15 protein-coding genes and 4 pseudogenes are annotated in these 23,715 nt (G+C 58.6%); 8 read left to right on the top strand and 11 right to left on the bottom strand.

The window, feature by feature from the left end; translation table 11 throughout:
- Position 1: 1 nt before the first annotated feature.
- Positions 2–829: a phosphoenolpyruvate hydrolase family protein gene (locus FXY94_RS03180; protein ID WP_016663579.1), complete on the top strand. Its 828-nt coding sequence runs from the start codon at positions 2–4 to the stop codon at positions 827–829.
- A 51-nt stretch (positions 830–880) separates the two neighbouring features.
- Here FXY94_RS03180 and FXY94_RS03175 read toward each other — a convergent pair whose 3' ends face one another.
- Complete coding sequence (locus FXY94_RS03175; RefSeq protein WP_016663578.1) at positions 881–1,822, bottom strand: restriction endonuclease; 942 nt, start codon at positions 1,820–1,822, stop codon at positions 881–883.
- Between the two features lie 234 nt (positions 1,823–2,056).
- On the opposite strand from FXY94_RS03175, the gene FXY94_RS03170 reads away from it, so the two are divergent.
- Positions 2,057–2,614, top strand: a complete 558-nt coding sequence (locus FXY94_RS03170) for a hypothetical protein (protein ID WP_147594883.1) — start codon at positions 2,057–2,059, stop codon at positions 2,612–2,614.
- Positions 2,615–2,722: 108 nt separating this feature from the next.
- Here the strand turns inward: FXY94_RS03170 and FXY94_RS03165 are convergent, their stop codons facing one another.
- The 9 genes and pseudogenes from FXY94_RS03165 to FXY94_RS03130 all read right to left on the bottom strand — a co-directional run bounded on the left by FXY94_RS03165 (position 2,723) and on the right by FXY94_RS03130 (position 14,054).
- Positions 2,723–3,670, bottom strand: coding sequence for a cation diffusion facilitator family transporter (locus FXY94_RS03165; RefSeq protein ID WP_016663576.1), 948 nt, complete (start codon positions 3,668–3,670; stop codon positions 2,723–2,725).
- Positions 3,663–4,013: an ArsR/SmtB family transcription factor gene (locus FXY94_RS03160; protein WP_016663575.1), complete on the bottom strand. Its 351-nt coding sequence runs from the start codon at positions 4,011–4,013 to the stop codon at positions 3,663–3,665. Before FXY94_RS03160 ends, FXY94_RS03165 begins: the two co-directional genes overlap by 8 nt.
- Before the next feature lie 105 nt (positions 4,014–4,118).
- On the bottom strand, positions 4,119–4,343 hold the full coding sequence (locus FXY94_RS11155; protein ID WP_311201302.1) for a type IIL restriction-modification enzyme MmeI: 225 nt from the start codon (positions 4,341–4,343) through the stop codon (positions 4,119–4,121).
- 105 nt (positions 4,344–4,448) lie between these two features.
- Positions 4,449–5,806 (bottom strand): annotated as a pseudogene (locus FXY94_RS11150) (DNA methyltransferase); the annotation flags it as partial.
- Positions 5,807–6,182: 376 nt separating this feature from the next.
- A pseudogene (locus FXY94_RS03150) lies at positions 6,183–7,410 on the bottom strand (IS256 family transposase).
- Positions 7,411–7,683: 273 nt separating this feature from the next.
- A complete protein-coding gene (locus FXY94_RS03145; RefSeq protein WP_016663571.1) occupies positions 7,684–9,426 on the bottom strand; it encodes an ABC transporter ATP-binding protein in 1,743 nt (580 codons plus the stop codon).
- 14 nt (positions 9,427–9,440) lie between these two features.
- Positions 9,441–11,183: an ABC transporter ATP-binding protein gene (locus tag FXY94_RS03140; RefSeq protein WP_016663570.1), complete on the bottom strand. Its 1,743-nt coding sequence runs from the start codon at positions 11,181–11,183 to the stop codon at positions 9,441–9,443.
- 35 nt (positions 11,184–11,218) lie between these two features.
- Positions 11,219–13,501 carry an ATP-binding cassette domain-containing protein gene (locus FXY94_RS03135; protein WP_016663569.1) on the bottom strand — a complete coding sequence of 761 codons (2,283 nt, stop codon included), beginning with the start codon at positions 13,499–13,501 and terminating at the stop codon, positions 11,219–11,221.
- Between the two features lie 37 nt (positions 13,502–13,538).
- Positions 13,539–14,054, bottom strand: a complete 516-nt coding sequence (locus tag FXY94_RS03130; RefSeq protein WP_223845782.1) for an ECF transporter S component — start codon at positions 14,052–14,054, stop codon at positions 13,539–13,541.
- Positions 14,055–14,239: 185 nt separating this feature from the next.
- Between FXY94_RS03130 and FXY94_RS11095 the strand changes: the two are divergent.
- The 6 genes and pseudogenes from FXY94_RS11095 to FXY94_RS03100 all read left to right on the top strand — a co-directional run.
- A pseudogene (locus tag FXY94_RS11095) lies at positions 14,240–14,509 on the top strand (recombinase family protein); the annotation flags it as partial.
- Positions 14,483–15,466, top strand: a complete 984-nt coding sequence (locus FXY94_RS03125) for a recombinase family protein (RefSeq protein WP_255348416.1) — start codon at positions 14,483–14,485, stop codon at positions 15,464–15,466. The pseudogene FXY94_RS11095 and the gene FXY94_RS03125, both read left to right, overlap by 27 nt.
- Positions 15,467–17,053, top strand: coding sequence for a recombinase family protein (locus tag FXY94_RS03120; RefSeq protein WP_016663567.1), 1,587 nt, complete (start codon positions 15,467–15,469; stop codon positions 17,051–17,053).
- 10 nt (positions 17,054–17,063) lie between these two features.
- On the top strand, positions 17,064–17,576 hold the full coding sequence (locus FXY94_RS03115) for a hypothetical protein (protein WP_016663566.1): 513 nt from the start codon (positions 17,064–17,066) through the stop codon (positions 17,574–17,576).
- A 918-nt stretch (positions 17,577–18,494) separates the two neighbouring features.
- Positions 18,495–19,573, top strand: a pseudogene (locus tag FXY94_RS03105) (IS3 family transposase).
- Positions 19,527–20,090, top strand: coding sequence for a DUF2848 family protein (locus FXY94_RS03100; RefSeq protein ID WP_141742330.1), 564 nt, complete (start codon positions 19,527–19,529; stop codon positions 20,088–20,090). The pseudogene FXY94_RS03105 and the gene FXY94_RS03100 overlap by 47 nt, the downstream one beginning before the upstream one ends.
- Positions 20,091–20,201: 111 nt before the next feature.
- Here the strand turns inward: FXY94_RS03100 and FXY94_RS03095 are convergent, their stop codons facing one another.
- Positions 20,202–23,654 carry a Cna B-type domain-containing protein gene (locus tag FXY94_RS03095; protein WP_016663562.1) on the bottom strand — a complete coding sequence of 1,151 codons (3,453 nt, stop codon included), beginning with the start codon at positions 23,652–23,654 and terminating at the stop codon, positions 20,202–20,204.
- Positions 23,655–23,715: the final 61 nt, after the last annotated feature.

Genomic DNA, 23,715 nt, shown 5'->3' with positions numbered 1-23,715 from the left:
CATGTCCCGCAAAGAAATCCTTGAAGCGCTGCGCGCAAAGGTCGCGAGCAGCAAGCCGATTATCGGCGGCGGTGCCGGTACCGGCATTTCAGCGAAGTCGGCGGAAGCCGGCGGGATTGATCTTCTCGTCATTTACAATTCCGGCCGTTTCCGCATGGCGGGCCGCGGTTCCCTTTCGGGCCTTCTCGCCTATGGCGACGCGAACGGCATCGTCATGGAGATGGCAAACGAGGTGCTTCCTGTTGTGAAGCACACCCCTGTGCTCGCTGGCGTGAACGGCACGGATCCGTTCCGCGTGATGCCGCATTTCTTGAAGCAGGTCAAAGAGATCGGTTTCGCGGGCGTACAGAATTTTCCGACGGTTGGCCTCATCGACGGTGTTTTCCGCGCGAATCTTGAGGAAACCGGTATGGGCTTTGGCCCCGAGATCGACATGATTCGCATGGCGAATGAGCTTGATCTTCTCACCTCGCCGTACGTCTTCGATACCGAGCAGGCGAAAGAGATGGCCGCTGCCGGCGCCGATATTCTCGTACCGCATATGGGCCTCACGACCTCGGGCACGATCGGGGCACAGACCGCGCTTAGCCTCGAAGAGGCAGCGACAAAGGTTCAGGAACTTGCCGATGCTGCTCGCAGCGTCAACCCGGACATCCTGTGCCTGTGCCACGGTGGCCCCATCGCGAATCCCGAGGACGCCCAGTACATCCTCGACAACACGGAGGGCATCGTCGGATTCTACGGTGCTTCCTCTATCGAGCGCTTTCCAACCGAAACGGGCATCCGCGAGCAGACGGAGAAGTTCACTCAAATTACGTTCAACAAGTAGGAACGTGAGTTCGCAATGGCCCGCGGCGTGTGGCACGCTGCAGGCCATTTCTTACTGCATGTCCTCTTCGAAGTAGTCCTCGTCGACGGAGAAGAGCGTGAACTCGTGGGCCTTTTCCACGCCAACGCCGTAGGTCAGCATCAGTTTCGTGAGTCGGATGCCGTCGATCAGCACGATCCGCCCGTGGCGGTAGCCTGCGGCCGTTCCTTTGGCCCTGTCCAGAAAGGATGAGGTCGTGATGAAGACCCCGAGATTTGCGCCCTGCGCATCGAGAGAGCCGATGAAGTTACGGATCTCGGGTTCTCCCACCCTGTTGGTGTCGGCATAGCGTTTCGCCTGGATATACACGTTCGTAAGGCCGAGCGCGTCCTGGTGGATGATGCCATCAATCCCACCGTCACCCGATCGACCCACATGCTGCTTCTCGCCGTAATCTCCGCCGTAGCCCATTGCCCACAACAAGTCGATGACGGCTTTTTCGAAGAACTCAGGGGAGTTTTCCTGAAGACGCTTGCGCAGATCGGTTTCCACCTGAGCGTTAAAGTCCCGCGACCGCGCAGCGATGGCCTCGACCGGATCGGCATCTTGTTCGATCTCCGGAACCGCACCGGCGGGGGCGTCATCGGCCGATCGACGGGCCGCGACCTCGCTTTGGTATTCGCGCCATGCCTCCCATTCCGCGAGATCCTTGCCGGTATAAATAGGAAGATTGCGACGCGCAACCGTCAGACCGTCGGGCGTGATTTGATACATCGCCTGCTTAGGGCGATCAAGCAATCGAGCTTTAGTCATGGTTGAGCATGCCCACCCGATTCGGTGTCGATAGCGCATCTGACCGGAATCAAGCCGCTCGCCTCGTGTTTCGGCTGTAAGCCCAGCGGCATCAGCGACAAGTTCACATAGTTCTCGAAAACCACGAACTTTGCCGTCAGCAAGAACGGCTAACACCACCGGCCGAAACTCATCGATTGTGGGGGTATTGTCGGTAGCCATGGTGGACGTCCTAACGATTTCAAAACCAGTCCTCTCCAACGCTACCCTCAGAGCCAACTAACTGAAGAACTAATCTCGAGGGATTCGTCAGTGGATTACCAAATCTTCGACTTAATGCGCACGCGCTACGGTCTCTGCGGGAGTTGGACCGTGTGGAATGAATCTCCGTGGAGCCCCGACTCCATCCGCGCTCCACAATTGAAGCTCGATTCTGTAGTTCGCACGTTTGGAGAAGTGCGGAGCCAGCAACAGTTGGATACCGAGCTCCCTTCGCTACGCACAGATCTTGTACTCGTCGCCCTCAACTTTGCCGAGAGAGCGGCGGGCATCACCGCCGTCACTGATCGCTTAAGCTTCGCCAGTTTTCATGAAGAGTGTGGTCGCACAAGCGATAGGCGTCTACGTGAGGCATGCAAAGGCAATGGACTCGAGGGCGCGTACATTACCGATCTCGTGAAAATGCGAAACGGTACGCTCGCGCCGTTCCGAAGCAGCAAGTCGATGCCCATCAACACGCTTCTACGGGATCCACGCTTCGTGCGCGAGCAGGTCGACGGGCTTTGCGAGGAACTCCAAACTCTAGGTAGCCGGAACCCGCTCATCGTTGGGCTCGGCGCTCAGGTCTACAAGGCCCTCTATGCTCCGGCGTCACTCGACAAACTCCGCGAAACTTGCGGCAATGGCACTCAGGTCGCTCGGATCACTCACTACTCGTCAATGACAGGCATGACGCTGCCGACGTACATCTCTCGCGTCGGCCAGGAACTGGCGGACTTTCGCGATTATCTATAGAGCCCAGGCACTCAAGTTCACGCTCATCTCATTCGCCAAGGAGGAACTTTGCTTGCAGGCACCCCTTCCGTTGCTCGGGAGCGTGCCGGATCAGTGCTCCTTGCCCGCTCAAGGGTGAACGGAGAGTTCTTTTGACCCGTGATGAGGCGGCTCGAACTGGAAGGTGGAGTGTTCAACGTCGAAATGTCCCGCGACGCAGTGCTGCACTTGGCCGAGTAATTCGGGAATATGTCCGTCGGTAAAGCACTCGTCGTCGACAACAATGTGGGCTGATAGTGCCGGCAGGTCGCTCGCGACGCTCCACACATGCAGGTCATGCACGCGCTGCACGTGGGGAAGTTCAAGAAAGTGGGTGATGACTTCCTCGAGGTCAATTCCTTCCGGGGCTGCTTCGAGCAGAATTCGGCCGACGGCGCGCAAGAGATTCCACGCTGCGTGCACCATGAGGGCACACACCAGAAGGGACGCAATGACATCGGCAAAAGTCCACCCGGTCACCATGATGATGAGCGCGGCAACAATGGTTCCGAGGAAGCCGTAGAGGTCGGTAAGAATGTGTTGGTAGGCACCTTCGATATTGAGGCTTGAGCGATTGGCGCGAGCAACCAACCACGCGACGACGATGTTCACGACCACCCCGACCAGGGCAACGATGAGCACGGGGCCACCGTCGACCTCGGGTGGTTCGAACAGACGCCGGACTGCCTCCACAGCGATGACTCCAGCCACGATCAGGAGCGTAATGCCGTTGACCGCGGCGGAGATGGTTTCCACGCGTTTGAGGCCCCAGGTCCACGCCCCTTGGGCAGGCCGAGCGGCGAGGCGAATGGTCCATAGCGCTAGCCCGATCGCTCCGACGTCGGACAGCATGTGCCCGGCATCCGACAGCAGTGCGAGGGAGCCAGTCAGAAGGCTGACGATGACTTCGGCGACCATAAAGACGCTCAGCACAATCAAGGCCACCCACAGAGTCGTGCGGTCGGCGTCGGCAGAGATGCTGTGGTCGTGTGCCTCGTGAGAGTGCTTGCGCCTGCGCGACACGGATGGTTTAGTCATGGCTCGTGCTCTCCGGCTGCGAGGTTTGCCTCAGTTTTTCGGTGCCGTCGAAGAAGGCCTTTGCCGCCGTGAGAAGCGTCTTCGTTTCCTCGGGATACGCCAAGGTGTAGTACGTCGCGCGGCCATGCGTGTGGCTTGCGAGGAGCCCACTTTTTCGTAGCGAGGCCACGTGCGTTGACACTGTCGATTGCGCAAGACCCACGTGCTCGACGAGGTCCGTCACGCGGTGTTCGCCTAACAGCAAATGCTGGATGATTTGAAGCCGATGACCATCGGCGAGGCTCTTAAAGAGAGTCACCCAGTTCTCACGTTCTTCGAGGGAGGTTTCTTCACCCATATACATCGCCACAGATCGATAATATCACCTTTAGGCGATGTTAGCCATGCAGGGTCGATCGGCAGAAGCCGCCGCGACCGCCAAAGTCGCGCTTTGACGCCCGCAAAAGCACTACCGCCGCGGGCCTTCGTTTTCAGCGGCGGTCATCTCTGCGTAGCGCTCAAAGAGCAGGGTGAGGCGCTCCTCGTTCGAGTGGAGCGGTTTCTTCGCGCCGAACGCTTTGTCGACGACGCGATCGAGCGCAGCGTGCGCCTTGAGAAGCGCGGGGCTCATCGCGAGGGGGTTGTAGTGCTCGGCGAGAGAACGCTCGGGATGCAGCTCGCGCGCCGCGATCACGCCCTTGCCCGCCTCGATGATCTTTTCGCGCAGTTCCGGTTCGACGGCGGGGAGCGGGAGGTTGTTCCACACGAGCGTGTTCGAGAAGCGTAAGTCTGATTTAAGCTGGCCATCCACCGCGCGCTGCCATGTGATGAACATCGACGACGAAATCACGCCGAAAAGGAAACCGTCAGGGTCCTCGGCAGTAAAAAGTTGGTTTCCGGTTATAACTGTCTCCGGGAGATGTTGCACAGTGTACAAGTTTCTTGCTTCCGAAACCACAGCGGGGATCCCTACGTAAGGCACTAGCGGACGGTTCGCATTTCCCCTAAACAAGTGGGGCGTGTCTCGGAGCTTATAGGCATCGCTGCCCGTCGTTTGCGACGAGCGCCACCGACGGCAGGCTTCTACTCTTTCTTTCAGTACCGGTGCACGTTGGATGTCGCTGGGCTCGAAGTCTTCATCCGCCATCCACAGGCACCAACGATCAAGGCCTCGAACGACTTCGCGACCTTGACGAAACTCCCGTAGATATTTCGCGGCGGTGGGGTCCGCGGCAACTTCGGAATATTCATCGGCTTCGACAATGAGGTTGCCTCCGTCAGCTGGTTTAGAGCCGAAAGCAACTTTCGGAAGCTGAGGGCTCAACGCCTTTGATCGCTTCTGTACAAGTACGTTCGGCCCATCCACGAGGTAGGCATTGATCTGCTTTGCGGGAACCTGGGGCGGCTCGCCTTTGACATTGTTGTAGGTGAACAGCTGCGGGGCGCTGCGTTCGTGCTTGTCGTAGCCGGTAATGACACAGTGAACGGCGGCACTTCCGGGTACTTCGCTCTGCCACGCGAAGGTTTGGTGGGCGAAACGGATACGCCAGCCCACGTCGAAAAGCGGGCCAAACAGCGCGGGAACGGGCTGGCCCTGCGCAATGGAGTTTGTGGACACGAACGCGAAGCGGCCGCCAGTGACGGAACGGAAGAAATCGCTCGACTTTTGAACCAAGCGGTCACGTACTCGAGGTAACCGTCGTAAAGCTCGCCCCACACGAGCTTCATATCCTCCGTTTGATCCGCTGCCTTCGTGTACTGCCCAATGAACGGCGGATTGCCCATGATGAACGTGTTCGGGCCCGCCGGCACGAGCTCGCGCCAATCGAGGCGCAATGCGTTGCCCACGGTGATCTGGGCGGAATCCTGGAGGGGAAGCATCGGCTTCGAATAGCCGAGAGTGAGGTTCATGGCCTGGTTTGCCTGATGCTCCACGAGGAACATCGCGGTGCGGGCAATTGTCGCGGGCCACTCCTCGATCTCGATGCCGTGGAACTGGCGAAGGCGCACGTGCACAAGATCTTCCGCCATGAGGTCCAGCTGAACGCCGCCACTGTTCAATTCCTGGAGCCGCTCGTGGATCTTCAGCTCGAGGGCGCGAAGCTCGCGGTAGGCGATGATAAGGAAGTTGCCGCAGCCACACGCCGGATCGCACAACCGGTCACGATGGATACAAGACCCCAGTGCGGAGTGGCGCTATCGGATAGCGTCATTACCGGCTATGAACTGGGAATTCCGGCTGCCGCGGACGTTTGGAGATTAGCCTGCTGTACCGCTGAGTATCTGGCACGTCACTACCCGGCTGGCGTCCGTAGAGGGGGTGAACCAGTCGGGATCTCGCGCGCAAGAATAGACGCGGGGTCTCGACAAATGATGCGGGTAGCACCTCTACCTGTAGACGATACCGCTTGCTATTCGTTCTTGCAGGTGGGCCGACGACCATCTGCACTCCTAGTCAACTACAAAGCTTTTAACAAGTTGGGGGTCAAGTCCCTTGTAGTGGTGTAACGGCGTTTTCCTCTCGTTTGGGGTTTTAGCCTGCGAGTGCGGGCATGTCGGCATCGGTCGTGGTTGTGGGTGTGGTGATCAGGTTGAGGCGGCTCTTGGCGAGGACTTCCAGGCCGAGGTAGCGGCGGCCTTCTGCCCATTCATCGGTTTGCTCGGCCAGGACGGCGCCGACGAGCCGGACAATCGCTTCCCGGTTTGGGAAGATCCCAACCGCATCGGTGCGGCGCCGGATCTCGCGGTTCAGCCGTTCGGTGGGGTTGTTCGACCAGATCTGCTGCCAGACCTCGGTCGGGAAGCTGGTGAACGCGAGAATGTCAGCGCGGGCGGCATCGAGGTGGTCTGCGACGTCGGGGAGTTTCTCGGCGGTGTAGTCCAGTAGCCGGTCGAACTGGGCGTGAACAGCATCGGCGTCAGGCTGGTCATAGACGGAGTGGAGCATGACCTTGACCGCCGGCCACAAGCTCTTGGGAGTGATGCTCATCAGGTTCGCGGCGTAGTGAGTGCGGCAACGCTGCCAGACGGCACCGGGCAGGTTCGCCGCGATCGCTTCCACGATGCCTCGGTGGGCGTCGGAGGTGACCAGCCGGACCCCGGACAGTCCTCGGGCGACCGGATCGGCGAAAAACTCGTTCCAGGCCGGGCCGGTCTCGCTCGTGGCGACCCGCATCCCTAAGACTTCGCGATGCCCGTCGGCGTTGACCCCGGTCGCGAGCATGACGACCGCGTTGACCACACGACATCCCTCGCGAACTTTCATCGTCAACGCGTCGGCGGTCACGAACGTGAACGGCCCAGCATCGCCTAGTGGGCGGTGTCGAAACTCGGCGACGTGCTCGTCCAACTCGGCGGCCATGCGAGAGACCTGGGACTTCGACAGCCGGTCGATTCCCAACGTCTTGACCAACTTGTCCATCCGGCGAGTACTGACTCCAGCGAGATAGCAGTCGGCAACAACAGTGATCAATGCGGACTCGGCGCGCTTGCGACGCTCCAGCAGCCACTCAGGGAAATAGGTGCCCTGGCGTAGTTTCGGGACCGCGATGTCCAAGGTCCCAACACGGGTATCGAGAGGCCGGTGGCGGTAGCCGTTGCGCTGGGCCCGTCGGTCAGGATCTGGGCGGCCGTACTCGGCACCTGCAACCGCATCAGCATCCGCAGACAGCAACTCGTTGATCACAGTCTGCAACAGGTGACGCCTCGGCAAGCAGTTCGCCAAGCAGCCCGGCAGGGTCGACAATATGGGTAGCGGTCATCGTGTGGCCTTTCGCGAGTGAGTTGTAGGGGACGAAACTCGAGGATCACGCGGTGACCGCCCTGCTGTCCAGCACGACCACCCCGCTACACCACTATGAGGGACTCAACTCCCTTGGTGATTAGTAGCGCCCTCGCTCATCAGCGAGATGCTGTTCGCACATGATCCCACTAGCGCCATGTTCGCGACAGCACCACGTGTGCCAAACGTGTCGAGGTACTCCGATTTGAGCTGTGGGTTTAGGGCTTGGCGCCTGGCACCGGGACCGCGTCCGCTAATCTGAGGTGTGTCTCAGCTGCCAACGAGACGACGCATCGGCGGCAGCCACGAAATCGTGGAACCGTCCGGGCCGACTAGACAATTCCTTAGGCGTGCCGGTTTCGGCGACGATAGCACCGTCCGCTAAGGGTTCGAGGAAGACCACCTGATCGGCGCTATCTATGGTGGATAGTCTGTGCGCTACCACGATCACAGTGCGGCCCTCAGATAGTTGACTGATGACGTCGCTAATCGCCGATTCATTCTCGCCGTCCAGCGCCGAGGTAATCTCGTCGAGCAGCAGTATCGGAGCATCCTTGATGAATGCCCGAGCGATTGCCACTCGTTGGCGCTCACCTCCAGACAGGCTCTGCCCGGCAGGCCCCACTTCGGTATCCCAACCGTGAGGCAGCGCCTCAATCACCCGATCAAGTCTCGCCTTGCGAGCTGCCTCTTCCAACTCGGCGTCCGTCGCATTGGGACGGGCAATCCGCAGATTCTCCCGGATCGTGGTGTCAAACAGGTAGGTGTCCTGGAACACCATCGAGGTCAGCTCCATGATCCGCGTGGTTGGAATCTCGCGCACGTCCACCCCGCCGATGGTCACGCTACCGGCGTCGACATCCCAAAACCTTGCGGTGAGACGCAAGATCGTCGACTTCCCGGCCCCTGACGGCCCCACTAGTGCGGTGACTGCTCCCCGCGGGGCGGTGAGCGAGACATCGTCTAGGACAGGCCGGCCTGACTCGTAGGAAAACGACACTCCTCGGAATTCAATCGACGTCCCACGCGGTTCCCGTGCCTGCTCGGAATCAGGTTCGGCAAGTGGCGCGGCATCAAGGATTATTCCCATCTGGCGCAACGCCACTGCGGCGTTATCGACCTCAGATGCGTAGAGCGCGGCTTTTGTGAGCGGCAGCAGCATGCGCGCACTGACCGCCGCGATCACCAGATACGCAATCGGGTCCAGACGCGCTCCGGTCACGAACGACAGCCCCAAGGCGAGCACCACCGCGAAAGTCACGTTAGCGATGAGGTTGAATCCTTGGGCAGGTCGGCCCTTGATCCGAAGCCCGGCCAACGTCGCCTCAGAGTCGGCTTGCAGAGTCTCTTGTACGGGGTCCCACGACGTCGCGGCACCCGTGGCTCGAAGCACCGGTTGTAGCCTGGCGAACTCAATCAACCGGCCGGCTGCGGCGGCCGAGGTACGGTCTTCCATGTCATTGGCTCTGGTTGTTGCCGCCGACATTTTCCGCCACGTGAGAATAAACGGCAAGATCGACACTGCCATGACCACAGCTAACGGCCACTCAATGAATGCGGTAGCAACGAGCATCACCAACGGCACGATGAAGGCGTTGCACAGGTTCGGGATCACCATTGATGCCAGATGCGACAGGGTGTTGATCTCCTTGGATGTCGCATTAGCCACGTCCGCTTCGCGTTTGGCATTAAACCACCCAAGCGGCAGCTGCAAGACATGATCTGCTACGCGATCAATTAAGGTATCGCATACTTCATAGACGCTGATCCGATAGGAGCGGTACATCGCGAAGGTGTCGACCGTCACCGTGATCGCGCCGAGGATGGCAACGACGACGAGCCAGGTGCCAAGGGTTTCAGAGCGGGAGAATAATGCCCGAAGGAAGGGGATCATCAACGCCAGTGTGATGCCTTGTAGGACAGCGGAGAAGGCGAACCAGCCCACCAACGTACGCAACTCGGCCCTGTTGACGACCCTGATCATTAGTTTCCACATGAGCGTGTCTCTCCTTAGGCCATGTAATGGAGTTCTTGGGCCCGCCACATCTCGCTATAGGTCCCCGCTTGGTCGACCAAGTCCTCGTGCCTACCACGCTGAGTGATGTGGCCGTCCTCAATCACGAGGATCTGGTCGGCGTCTCGGATGGTGGCGAGTCGATGCGCGATGATGATCACCGTGCGCCCGGATGCCAAGGTGCTGAGCGCTTCGTGGATCGCACGCTCCGACTGGGGGTCTGCTTGCGCGGTGGCCTCGTCGAGAATCAAGATCGGCGCATCCTGCAAGTATGCTCGCGCCAGGGTGATGCGTTGCCGCTCACCGCCCGAGAGGAAGCCACCAACCTCGCCAAGCACGGTGTCATACCCCTCGGGCAGACGCATAATGCGATCGTGGATGCATGCCGCACGGGCTGCTGCCTCGACCTCGGCGCGCGTTGCCGACGGTTTCGACAGCGCGATATTGGTATGGACCGAATCGTTCGACAACGTTACGTCCTGTAGGACGATCGCGACGCGGGAAAGTAGCCACGAAAAACTCGCCTCGCGTACATCCACACCGCTGATGCGTACCACGCCATCATTGACGTCGTAAAAGCGCGCAATCAGCCGGGCCAGTGTGGACTTCCCTCCGCCCGACGGGCCCACCAGAGCCGTGACCGTTCCGGGCTCAGCCGTAAAGGAGACACCGTGCACAACGGGCACGTCAGGCTCGTAGGAGAAGGAAACCTCACAGACCTCAACTTGGCCGGGGTTTGGGCCCTCTTCTTGGGTGCGGCTGCCTTCGGGCATGGGTTTCTCGGAAAGCAGCTCTGCCGTGGTGCGAGCCGCCAGCTGCGACTCATAGATATGCTGCATCAGACCGACTAGCACCGTGAACCCCTCCGGGATGCCGGGAGCGATCAGGAAGAATGGCAGCGTCGCCGACAGCGTGCTCCAATCCTGCGCGACGAATAGCGCCGCCAGTAACGCGACCGTGACGAAGACCGTGGCTGGACGCAGTAGCGAACCGAGCAGACTAATCGCTCTGCCGGAGCGACGAACCCAGTCGAAGGAGATGGCAGAAAATTGCTGGCGGGCGGCGTTAAAGCGCGTTCGGGTCGCATCGGTGGCCTGGAAATTCTTGATCTCCTTAATGCCCTCAAGCATTTCGACGGTGGCTGCGGCCAGTGCGGTCTGGGCATGTCCGAATCGCTCGGTGATATCGCTATAGCCGCGCATGGTCGTGCTGACGATGATCATGATCGCTACGGCCCACGTTCCAAAGAGCGCGAGCGCCAGTCGCCAATCGACCCACACGAGATACCCGAGGCCTACGACCATCGAGACCACGGCGTTGGTGACATCACCGGGAACATGCGCAACGAGAGTATGGATAGCTGCGGTATCGTCACACACCATCTTGCGGATGGCCCCGTGCGGCACCTGCGAGACCCTACCCAAGGGCAAACTGCCCAGCGCTTGGACCACATTGCCGCGCAACCGATGTCGGAGCTTGGCTTCTGCCTCGTGGGTGACACCCAATCCAAACAGGTAGAGCAATTGGCCCACGAACAGCGAAAGCACCGCTATCACGGCCCAAACCCACGGCTTTCCGGTCCAGCCGGTGCGCACCTGCCCGTCAAGCCAGATCGCGGCCATGTTGTGTAAGGCGACGAACGGCACCAGCGTGACGATAGCGCCGAAGGCTGTGAGGACTGCGGAAAGGACCATCGCGCCCTTGGCCGGGCGGATTAGTGCGGCGACGGAAATACTCACATCAGGCTCCTGTCGAGTCGAGTCTTTCGAAACGTTCATTGGCGCCACCACCACAGCAACGCAGTAACGGCCCAAAGGAGGCCCACCAGGCACCAATCTCGCACCTGCCACGGTGTGTGTTGGAGTTCCGTGCGCCGCGGATAGGCGCCAAAGCCACGTGAATCCATCGACAGGGCAACCCGTTCGCCGTGCTGGACGGCGAGGATCGCCAGCGGCACGAGGGAACCCACCCATCGAATTGCGGGCGCTAACGGCCCCCATGATGCCCCAATACCCCGCAATGCCCGCGCTGTGCGCAACAGCTGGAAATCTTGCCGGAAACGAGTGACGAAGGCGACAGCCGCAGCTCCCGCCGCAGTGACCCGATAGGGAAGCTTGAACGTCGTCGTCAACGTGCGAAGCAGCGCTTCCGGATGAGTGCTGATGCCTGAAAGCAGCATGAGGGACAACAGTGCCCCGATACCGCTCGCTGCCGCAAGCTCGCCACCGTGATTGTAGAGTGGGCTGACCTCTTCAATGGTGTAGTTGTAGCGGAACACCGGCAGTAGCACAGCTGCGATGACCCAGGGTGCTAGCAGTGACATGACCGTTCGAGCGCGACTCGCTCTCGCGGCTACCATGGCCAGGCTCGCTGCGATGAGCACTCCAACATTGACGGCCGGGTCCTTGCATACGAACACCATGACCATCGCCGGGATTAGCGCCAATAGCAACGTCACAGGATTGAACGATGAGAAGAGTCCACGGGGCACGGACGGCGAAGGCGGGTTCGCTGGTGCTGCGGATGCGGCGTTTTCACGAGTTTCGCTAACGGCAGCAGGTAGCGCGATGATGTGGCTGCAGCGTGATAGGGCAAGTTCTAGGTCGTGGGTGGCCATGATGACGGTTCTGCCCTCAGCGCGCAGTTCGTCGATGAAGGCCATGAGTTCGCAGGTATTCGCCCAGTCCTGGCCGTACGTGGGCTCGTCAAGGACAATCACATCGCGGCTCTCGGCGACCATCGTAGCCACCGATAGTCTACGAATCTGGCCGCCTGAGAGAGTCAACGGGTGTTGGTCTCGATACTGGGAGAGATGGAATTGCTCCACAATAGCCTCGGCTTTAGACGCGGAAACATCCCCCGTGGAGATTTCGCCAGCCACGGTGGAACAAACCATCTGATGTTCCGGGTTTTGAAACACGTAGCCGACCTGGTGCCGCCCTCGCCGCACAACCTCTCCGCAGACCGTAGCGCGTTGTGCCTTTGATGGTATGAGACCCGCCAGCGCCGCGAGCAGGGATGTTTTGCCTGCGCCATTCGGCCCTATAAGCGCGATAAACTCGCCACCCCGTAGCCGCATAGAGATAGCTGGGGAACGTCCGGGAACACAGAAATCTGCCAGCTCTACCGTGGCGCTGCCTCCACCGTCGAGCGTGTCAATCGCATCGATGGTTTCCCATCCTGCTTCGGTGCGCCGCTGATATTGCACCGAATCACCACAGATATCCGTGATGCGGGGAACTCGAATGCCCGCCTGCTCGCAGGTCAAGGCGTGGTGCGGGGATTCGTCGCGTAACGCACGGGGCAGCCACACTCCGCACGCCTCAAGTTCCGCGGTATGGCTGAGAAAAACCTCATGTGGAGTTCCCTGCGCGATCACCGCGCCCTGCGCGTTGAGCGCTATGACGTGATCGCACAGGGGTAGGACCGGGTCGAGGTCATGGTCGATCACCACGATGCCCACGCCATCGCTAACCAGCTGTTGGATGACGCTGTAAAACTCGTCCGTGCCTTGCGTGTCAATAGTCGATGTTGGCTCATCGAGGACTAATAAGCGGGGCTGCATAGCCAGTGCTACCGCGATCGCTAGGCGCTGGCGTTGGCCGCCCGATAATCTCCATGGGCTCTCCCACAGCTTGGTCTCCAGACCAACCGCAGCCAATGCCTCGCGTACCCGTCGATCAATCTCAGGAACAGGCAGGCAGAGGTTCTGCAGCGCAAACGCGACATCGTCATACACCGTACGGGTAATGACTGCGGCATCCGGATTTTGTCCCACGTAGGCGACATTGGTAGCGATCAACTGGACCGTGGCGTCGGCGATTTCGGCGCCGGCAATTTGAACGCTGCCGGAGTATTCGGACGGCAGACAGTGGGGCACAAGGCCGCACACGGCTCGGACGAAGGTAGTTTTACCGCATCCAGAGGGCCCAATGACGGCCGTTACCTGACCGCTCAGGTGGACCAGGGTTGGACGTTGCAGCACCCACCGGTCCTGACCCAAGTAGTGAACGGAAAGATCCTCAACCGCCAGGAGCGCCCGCGCGGACTCGCTCACAGACCGTTGCTCGCTGCTCAAAGTGGAGGCCAGCCTTTCACTCACGATGGTCTACGCCTACGCCTGCATTGTTGAGCAAACGGGTTAGTCCGACGACGGCCAAACCGCCAATGACGGACGACGTGACTCCCACCAGCACGATCAGTCCCGATACCGAGATTCCCACCGCGTGCTTGAGCAGCGTGAGGTACAACAGGCTGTTAAATGCCCCGAAGAATGCGGCGGAGATCAGATACGCCCACCACGTCCACTTCCGGTACAGCATCAACGCCATGGGAAACTCAACCAGGAGCCCGCCAATGACGTTACCGACAATCGCGGCAGGCCCAGTGGGAGTAGTAAATACGCTCACAACTCCGATGATCAGCGCGGCCAGCAGCGAAGCGCCCGGCCTTCGCACAACGGCCAGAGGAAGGAGGTAGGGAATGACCCAAAGTCCGAGAAGGGACACCCCGAGCCAGACTGCGCTCTGCGAAGCCGCACCCGCCGGCGCGATGTAGCTCAGTGGGATGAGGATGATGAGGCCGACCACCGACAGGGAGGCCACCATCATGAGATTTCGGGTACCTAGAATTGAGTCGGTTAATCCTCCGCGAGCTGAGCGTCGAACTGTACCGGATCGGTCTGTCACAGCAAACCTCCTTTCACTTAGGTTAGCCTAACCTAACTCCCGACTGAGGTCAATTCCCTTGAGCTAGACGTTGAGCCTACGCAGAGACGCAGCCCACGCATCGACCCCAGTTCCAAGAAATGCTGGCCCTTGCCCGGAAAGGAGCGATCGACCTGATTCTCACCAAGTCGATCTCGCGCTTCGCTCGCAACACCGTCGACCTGCTCGAAACCGTTCGCGAGCTCAAAGACCTCGAGGTGGAGGTGCGATTCGATAAAGAGAACATCTCCTCAACCAGCGCTGACGGAGAACTCATGCTCACCCTGCTGGCCTCTTTCGCGCAGGCAGAATCAGAGCAAATCAGCCAAAACGTGAAGTGGCGCATTTGGAAAGGCTTCGAAGAAGGAAAAGCGAACGGCTTCCACCTGTACGGTTACACCGACTCCGCTGACGGCACCGACGTCCAGATCATCGAAGAAGAAGCAGCCGTGGTGTGCTGGATATTCGACCAGTACATGAAGAAGATCTCGTGCGAAAAGATGGCCGCGCAGCTCATCGCCGACGGCAGGGTTCCACACCTGGCTGACAACAAGTTGCCCGGCGAATGGGTCCGTCACATCCTGAAGAACCCGCACTACACCGGCGACCTCCTGTTAGGGCGATGGTCCACTCCGGAGGGTAAGCCTGGACGAGCAGTGCGCAACACCGGCCAGTTGCCGCAATACCTGGTGGAAAACGCGATCCCCGCCATCATCGACCGCGACACCTTCGTCGCGGTTCAAACCGAGATTGCACGCCGACGCGAACTCGGGGCCCGGGCGAACTGGTCCATAGAAACTGTGGCGTTGACGTCGAAGATCAAATGCGTGTCCTGCAACTGCTCGTTCGTGCGCAACGTACGCAATCCGAAAACCCAAAACTCGATCTCCACCGAGCACTGGATCTGCACCGAACGGAAGAAAGGCCGGAAAACCGGATGCGGCACCTGCGAGATCTCTGACACGGCACTCAAAGGCTTCATCGCTCAAGTCCTGGGTATCGATGCCTTCGACGAGGATGTGTTCAACGAGCGTATCGACCACATCGATGTGCAGGGAAAAGACCAATACACGTTTCAGTACACCGATGGCACCAGCAGCTCGCACACGTGGCGACCAAACCTGAAGAAGAGCTCGTGGACCCCAGCAAGAAAAGCCGCCTGGGGTGATCTCGTGCGTGCCCGCTGGGCCGAAGCCAAAAGGCTCGGGTTGGACAACCCACGGCAAGCACCAACACCGCCAGAAGCATTGGCGAAGTACCGGGCCGTGGCCAAGGCAGAGGCTGAGCGCCTGCGCGCCGAGCGAGGCGAACGCTAAATGGCCCGCACCGTCACAGCAATCCCCGCCACCCGAGCTCTCCACACGGGTGCTCCACTTGGACAGACAACCCTGCGCAGGGTCGCCGGGTATGCCCGCGTGTCCACCGACCACGACGATCAGGTCACGTCCTACGAAGCCCAAGTCGACTACTACACCCGCTACATCAGCGACCACGCAGGCTGGCAGTTCGTCAAGGTCTATACCGATGAAGGCATCACCGGCACCTCAACCAAACACCGCGCTGGGTTCCAGCAGATGGTGACCGACGCGCTCGACGGCAAGATCGACCTGATCATCACCAAGAGCGTGTCCCGTTTCGCCCGCAACACCGTCGACTCGCTCACCACCGTTCGAGCGCTCAAAGACAAAGGCGTGGAGGTCTTCTTCGAAAAAGAAGGCATCTGGACCTTCGACGCAAAGGGCGAGCTCCTCATCACCATCATGAGCTCGCTGGCGCAAGAAGAAGCCCGCTCCATCTCCGAAAACGTCACCTGGGGGCACCGCAAACGCTTCGCCGACGGCAAGGTCACCGTCCCATACTCTCGGTTCCTCGGATACGACAAAGGTGAAGACGGCAGCCTCGTCATCAACCCCGAGCAAGCCAAAACTGTGCGCCGGATCTACGGCATGTACCTGGAAGGCCACTCCATCAGGCATATCGCGCACACCCTGACAGACGAGCCAGCAACCTACACGGCAGCAGGGAATAAAACCTGGCATTACCAGTCCGTGCGCTCCATTCTCACCAACGAGAAATACAAAGGACACGCACTCCTGCAAAAGAGCTACACCGCAGACGTCCTCACTAAGAAGCAAGTCATCAACGAGGGCGAAGTACCCCAGTACTACGTCACCGGAAACCACGAGGCCATCATCAGCCCCGCAGTGTGGGACTTCGTCCAAGCAGAACTCGCCAAAGGCACCGCGAATCAGCGAGCCCAACACCGCACCCGACCTTTCTCATCCACCCTTGTCTGCGGCCAGTGCGGGCACTTCTTCGGCTCGAAAACCTGGCACGCAGGCAGCAAATACGAAAAGGTCATCTGGCGCTGCGGCCACAAATACAAAGGCGACACCATGTGCACTACTGGGCACATCAACGATGAACGACTCAAGTACATGTTCCTCGAGGCTATCCGCCTCCGCTTCGGCTCACCTGCCGATGACACCGTCAACCACGCCGTACTCGACGCGCTCGACACCAGCGACCTCGAAGTCGAAGCAGCCGGACTGATCGCCCAGATCGACCAGGTAGCGAAAAAGCTCGAATCACTAATCGCCCACAACGCACGCGTCGCGCAAGACCAACAGGTTTACGAGAAGGCGTTCAACGCTAGCCAAGAACAGCACCAGGCGCTGTTAGCTGAGCACGCTGCCGTGGTCGACGAAATCCACAACAAGCACAACCGGCTGGCCACCTACCACTACTACAGGCAAGAGACCGCCAACCTTGAACTTGAACAATTGGTCTTCAGCCCATACCTCTGCGTAGCTTTGCTCGACAAAGGCACCGTCGATGTCGACGGCAGGGTCACCTTTCAATTCCGCGACGGCAGCACCCAAGTAGTAGCCATCAAACAGTAACCCAGTATCTATGTCTAAGCGCCCGCCTCTACTTGGTGGGCGCTTGCGTATTCTCGGAATGGTGGATCGCTTACAACTGAGGGTTCTTCAGCAAGTTGAGGACTACGTGACGCCGTTCCAGGTGGTCGAGGGATTCGATGACTGCTGGTGGCACGACAGGGCTGGAAGAGTCGGCGAAGACTCCCCGGAGGGCAAGGAGTACATCCAGTTTCTTGCCGATGGTGTGGAAGTCGGGCGCGCTGAGGTGACAGATTGGCCACTCTCCGATAGCTACATCGGGATCGACTCGGAAGTGCTGACCAAAGAAATCTGGTTCTTTGAAATCCGCCGTGATCTTCGCCGACATCACTATGGGGCTGCGTTTGCAAGGCATCTGATCAGCCACTACTCAGGCTTTCCCTTGATCGCTTTCTCCGAAGGCGATGACGAATTTTGGTCAGGAATCGGCTGGCACTATTACCCGCGTAAAGACGGGGATCCCCACTACCGCAAGCTCTTCGTTTCCCAGAAGATTGGCAAGTGATCTTCACCCGCTGGAAGTGAACCAATCAAGCGACTGAATCGTAGTTCCCGCTTGTTTGTACCCGTCGTGCCATGAAAGTTTCGCACAAGCACTCACGTTGGATACAAGAACCCGGTTCGAAGAACCACCACAATCAGGCGCCGACAGCCGTGATGACTACCGATTTTGCACTCGATAAACGGATTTAGAGCTGGGTTATCAAGCTGGGGAAACGCCCCTGCAAAGTCCGAGTTTGCCTCCGTGTCGAAGTGAACCAGTCAAAATTTCCGCGCATCGATGGTGAGACGACAGCTACCTACATCACTACTTACGGACACAACCTCCAGCCGCCACTGGATACAGGAGCACACTCGGCAGGAGCGTCGAGGGATCCGCTAACGTTCAAAGTGTCAAGTTGAAAAACTTCGCTGAGTTCGATTCTAATCGCTGGAATTATCAACTTTCGATCCATTGCTTGAGGGCAGCCCTAATAGCCATTGCACAAGTAGAGCAGACACAGATGGCCGCAGGGCATCAAACGCTTTCACAGATTCCACACCTTGTAATACAGGGCGAATTTCTCGAATCTCTTTGGTGGCACCTTTCAAGTAATTTTATGGCGATGCCTACATACATTTACCGCAGGTTTTGGATTCTTAGCTGCCCAGGTTGGACAATTTTCACATTGCCATGATTTGGCTCGATTACACAAAGGGCACAGCGACATTAACTCAGCAAGAACATGGGGTATGTTTACCCGTCAATCTCAAAAGGGATGCGATGATCAACTTGTAACACTCCACCAGCAACGCCGCATACTTCACATCTCCCAGAGCTCTTTACTGCATCCGATACATTCTTCGAAAATGCTCGGGACTGCTGAGGGTTTGGTTGACGTTTGGGTTGCTTCGCGGTTGCGGGGCGGGAAGGATGTTGATCATGCCGAAGGTCTATAGTGAGCAGTTCAAAGCTGATGCGGTGACGGACGCGCGTCTGCAGGCTCATGGGATGAGCCCGTCAAATGATCCCGTGGTGGCCAAAGAGATGAGTGCTGTCCTGAAACGGATCCGTGAACTAGAAATGGAAAACGAGGTTCTTAGGGCTGCAGCAGCTTATTTGAGCCAGGAAACAATCCAACCAAAAGGATCTTCCCGACCATGGAAGCACAGGTCGCAAAGGGTAAGACAACCTTGACGATCGCGACTCGGGTGTTAAAGTTTTCTCGCCAGGCATTCTACAAGTGGCTGGCTAAGCCGCTCTCGGACAGACGATGGAGGGGACGAGGAGCTTATAGCTAAGATTCGTCTGATCCACCACAATGATCCTGAGTTCGGTTACCGGTTGATCGCTGATGAACTCCATGCTCAAGGGGTAAAGATTTCTGAGCGACGAGTGTGGCGATTGTACTCGAGTGCTGAGATCTTCTTCGGTGATCTCCAGGCGCAAACCACGCAGGAAGAAGCCGGTGGGCCGGTCCACGATGATCTGCCTGCCAGGCACTTCCATGCCGATACCCCAAATACTGCGTGGGTGACCGACATTACTGAGCATTGGACAGGCGAAGGAAAACTGTCTCGGTGTGCGATCAAAGACCTGCACTCGCGTAAAATCGTGGGCTACGCCACTAGTGCGCGGATAAAATCAGGTTTGGCTGTGGCCGCGTTAGATGACGCAAGGAGGAAACGAGGACATCCCCGTGGCGTGATCGTCCACTTCGATCGAGGCTCACAACCTTGCTCTAGGAGTTTTCGTGCCGCATTGAAGACCTACCATGCCAAGGGCCCCATGGGCAGGGCCGGAGCCTATGGGGATAACGCGGCCATAGAGTCATTCTGCGCCCTTGTGCAAAAGAATGTCCCTAACCGTCAATCCTGGGCCAACCGCCAAGAGCTCTTCGTAGCGATCGCCACTGGATCGAAAGCACCTAGCACCGCAAGAGACGCCAACGCGCGCCCGGTAAATTGACACGCATTGAATACGGAACCATCACGGGAGCAGCCGCACCACTCGCGGCCTAAAAAACAGAAGGAAAACTGTCAACCAAACCTTCAGCAGTCCCTCCAGCACAACATGACATCCGGCAAAGCCAAGTGGGCCATAGTCTTCACCGCCAACGACGTCTTGCCCACCGTGGCCTGCGGTCTCACCGACCGCGCGTTGGAAGAGAACGGCGTTGCCTGGAGCAAGAAAACGTCCCCAGACGTGCTGAGCAAGAAAGCATGGCGCCTGAAGGACGTTGAAGAAAACCTCGACGCGATCCGCCTTGAAGCGTTCGTCACCGCTGCTGACCGCAACGGAAAACAGATCCAGAACGGAACCCTCGCAGAGCTTCTGCCACCAAAGTATTGGATCGAGAAAGTCACCGAACGCGGCGACGCGGAAGAAGGCACCATCTTGATCTCCGGCGCCATCCCTATAGATGGCGAGGTCAACCAGTTCGCGAACGCATGGCGCGTGGCGATGACCAACCCAGACACCGACGACACCATCGCGATCGCCTACACCATCAAACCAATGCTAGAACCAATCGGCTAACAACGAAATGGGCTGGGCATGGATTTTGAAGTCCATGCCCAGCCCTTTTGTAGCCTGCAGAGGTATACTCGTCAGTTCGTTTTATCCCTCCAGGTTCTCACCACAGCAGTTTCACTGCTTACGTGGTCGCCTCCTGAGGAACAATCCAACACCGAGCAACGTGGCCGCGATCGCGAGGAAGCCTGCAACTTCCACACCAGTTCGAGGCAGCCCCTTCTCAGGAACCCTCGGTTTCTCCGGCGTCGGCTCCGGCGTTGGTTCCTCACCTGGTTCCGGTGTTGGCTCCGGGGTTGGTTCTGGCGCCGGCTCAGGAGTCGGATCCGGTGTCGGCTCAGGAGTCGGATCCGGTGTCGGCTCAGGTGTCGGCTCAGGAGTCGGATCCGGTGTCGGCTCCGGTGTCGGCTCAGGAGTCGGATCCGGTGTCGGCTCAGGAGTCGGATCCGGTGTCGGCTCAGGTGTCGGCTCAGGAGTCGGATCCGGTGTCGGCTCCGGTGTCGGCTCCGGTTCACGTGTATTCGTGACCGTCACCTCGAAGACGCTACCGGCGTCCGCCACCTTGACCTGCGAGGTGTAGCCCTCAACCGAGTCTTCCTGCACCGTATAACTGACCGGCTCATCGTCGACCGTGGCTGGTAGCGATTCGAACGTGTGCTTCCAACCATTTGCGGCCGAAAGCACAACCTTCTCGCCCACCGGGGTGCTTTTATCTCCCTGCTGGCGCATCAACTGCACCTGCACCGAGTCCGGAGTCTCCGTAAGGGCTTCGCCGTTCTCGTCCTTCCACACCTTCTCAACGCTGACGTCGACAGGCGTACGCACCGTGAACTGCGCAGACGTACGCATCCGCAGTTTCGTGTTCTCAGCACGACCCACGGCCTTGTTGACAACAACATCGCCATGCTGGGCTTGATGCAGCTCAGTCTTCACAGTAATCGTTTGACTATCCCCAAATGCCAGCGGGGCTTTGGTGATAACGCGGAGCGCGGTTGCGTCCTCCTTCACGCCTTCTTCCCAGATGTCAGACGGCGTTCCGGTGCCACCATTGACCTTGGCATTCGGGTCTTCATCAATCTCAGCTGGGTCCACAGTGGTGCTGTAGACCTTCGCGCCTTCAGCACCTTCAACTCCGGTCACCTTGAGTGTGCCATCAAACTTCGAACCCTGGGAATCATCGTTTGACGGAAGCACATCGATCACGTCAGTGAGGTTCGAACGTGTCGGGTCATTCGACGTCAGGCTAAGCGTCCACTCGTTAGCCGCAACACCGTTCCGAGTCGTCTCAACAACAGGCGTTTCAACGTTTTTCTTCAGCGACGTGTAGCCGGCCCGCGGCACCGTCACCTTAGCTGTCGCCTTGCGGGTCTGGCCCTGGCTCGATGCCGCGACCTCGTTGGTGTAAACCGCTCCAGGCTTTGCGTCCTTAGGCAACTTCGCCTTGTAGTTAATGACGTAAGCGTTGCCGTCCTCAAAGACGCGGATATTAGGCTCAACGCCATCCTTCGTCCACGTCAAAACCTGCTGGCCGTTAGCGTTGGTCTTCACGTCAGGCTCAGCGTCAGCGCTACCCGGAACATACTCCATGCCCGCCGGCAGGGTGTCTTCAATAACCACCTGATCCTTAGGCATGTTCGCAACCTCGGATTCGAGGCCATAACGAATCGTATAGTCAGCTTCCTCACCCGGACCATACTCCGGCTGGGCGACGTCCTTGACTACAACAGGCAGCGAGGGAACCACGCGTAGAAGGTCACGCCCCGGGCCTGCATATGGATAGCGGACCCCGTCGGTGATAACGCCAGGGGATGCGAACCCAGGAGTGATCTCCCGTTCGTTAGTGACGCGGTCATAAGCAATCTTCGCGTCAAGACCCATCGTCCAGTCGGTTCGTGTCTCGTCGAGAACAGAAGTCCACGCCCACACGTCTGCGCCAATCTCTACGTCATCGTGAATCTTCTGTTCGATAACCAGGTAGAAGTACGACTGCGGGAGCTTCGACAAGTGGCCCTTATCGCGAGGCACACGCAACTTGACAGCCTTCACCGTGGAAAGATCTGCAGGCTTGGTGTAGCTCCAGCCGTCTTTTTCATCTTTCCCTTCATCAAACGGGGTTTCTTCGGTTCCGCATTTGAAAAGGTTAGGGTCCTCAACCTCACCCGTGTAGTAGAGGATCTTAAGGCCGTCCACGTTTTCGCCATAGTAGACGTTCGGCTTCGCGTAGGGGTCAGCAACAACACGGGCGTTGACGAAATCGACGCGCTCGGTATCCAGGGTGTTACAAATCCAGTTGTCAGAAAAGCCCTCAACGCGCGGAGGGGCGATTCCGGACACCGACATCACAGTGGCACCCACGGGTGCGCGAGACGTATCAGACCATCCGATACCTGGGTATGCCTTCGGGTACTGTGACCCAACAACCCACGCACCGGTCCAGTTGCCGCGGATCATCGGGGCGCGGTTCTGGTTGTTCGACGGGTCGTCCTCACTCGTTGAACCGTCGACGGCGGTGTACGTCGGCGTCGATGCCTTCAGCGTCACGTTGGTGTTTCGGTTCGAATCAGATCCGGAGGCCTTATACGGAACCTTGATGCGCAGCTCTCCAGCGGCGATAACTTCGCGCGGATGCTTCGGCTGAACCTGCGGCAAACGGACACCATTCGAGTCAAGCTCAGGACGTTTCGAAACATAATCCAGATCAGACAACGTCAGTCGGAAAGTGTTCGTCTCAGGATCAACCAGAGTGAACTCACACGTAGGGAACTTCGCGGTCTGTTCCTGCGGCTTACCGGGAGCGGAGTACGGGTAGCCGGAATGCACACGATCGATAGGCGCACACGCTACATCCTGCGTAGTGATTCTTTCACCGCGGACACCATTGATCGTGATGTCATAACTCACGCTTTCCGGGCCCGCCGCGGATCCCGTTGAATGCGCCAACGAAAACGGGAAAGACATGACCTGGTACGTGTCTGGCTGACCAGTCAATGAGCTCGGTGCGCCAGCATCAAACTTAGCGTCCATGATGAACGGCGCGACGATCGGGATCTCTGGCAGCTCAGCTTCAAGACCCCGGAAGGTTGCCTTCGCAGAGACCTTCGACTCAGCCGGGCCATCAACCTTGACACCCGATAGCACCATCTGAGCTGTACCCTCATCGCGCTCACCGATGTCACAAGTCAGAGTGCGCTTATCTTCTGAAATCTTTGAAGCACCCTTATCTCCACTGAGACATTCAGCGGGGATCTCGCCAAAGTGCGCATTCTTCACCGTGACAGACAGGAGGTTGTCAGCAGTGGGCTTGTTGCCTGGCGCTGGCGCCGAATCGTTGATGTCCAGGTGCCACACCATCGAAAGAACATCGAGACCCGAGGTAACAACCTCTGGCTGGTTCTTCCATACACCTTCTAGCTCATAAGCCTTGGTGTCGCCGTTTGTATCGCCACTACCTAAGGCGTATACCACTTGCGAACAGAAAACCATGATGACCGCGATGAACGCGGCAAGAACCGTGAGCGCGATTCTACGCGTTGGAGACTGCTGAAGTTTTGTCGAGATTGACCGTACCACTCAGCATCCCCCCCTTTCAGTTGTCCGTCAACCGTCAAGAAGCGTACTGGAGAGGACCGCC

Origin of the sequence: Dermabacter jinjuensis (genome assembly GCF_902381725.1) — a bacterium.
Classification (GTDB): domain Bacteria; phylum Actinomycetota; class Actinomycetes; order Actinomycetales; family Dermabacteraceae; genus Dermabacter; species Dermabacter hominis.
This window is presented reverse-complemented; position numbering and strand designations above follow the sequence as displayed.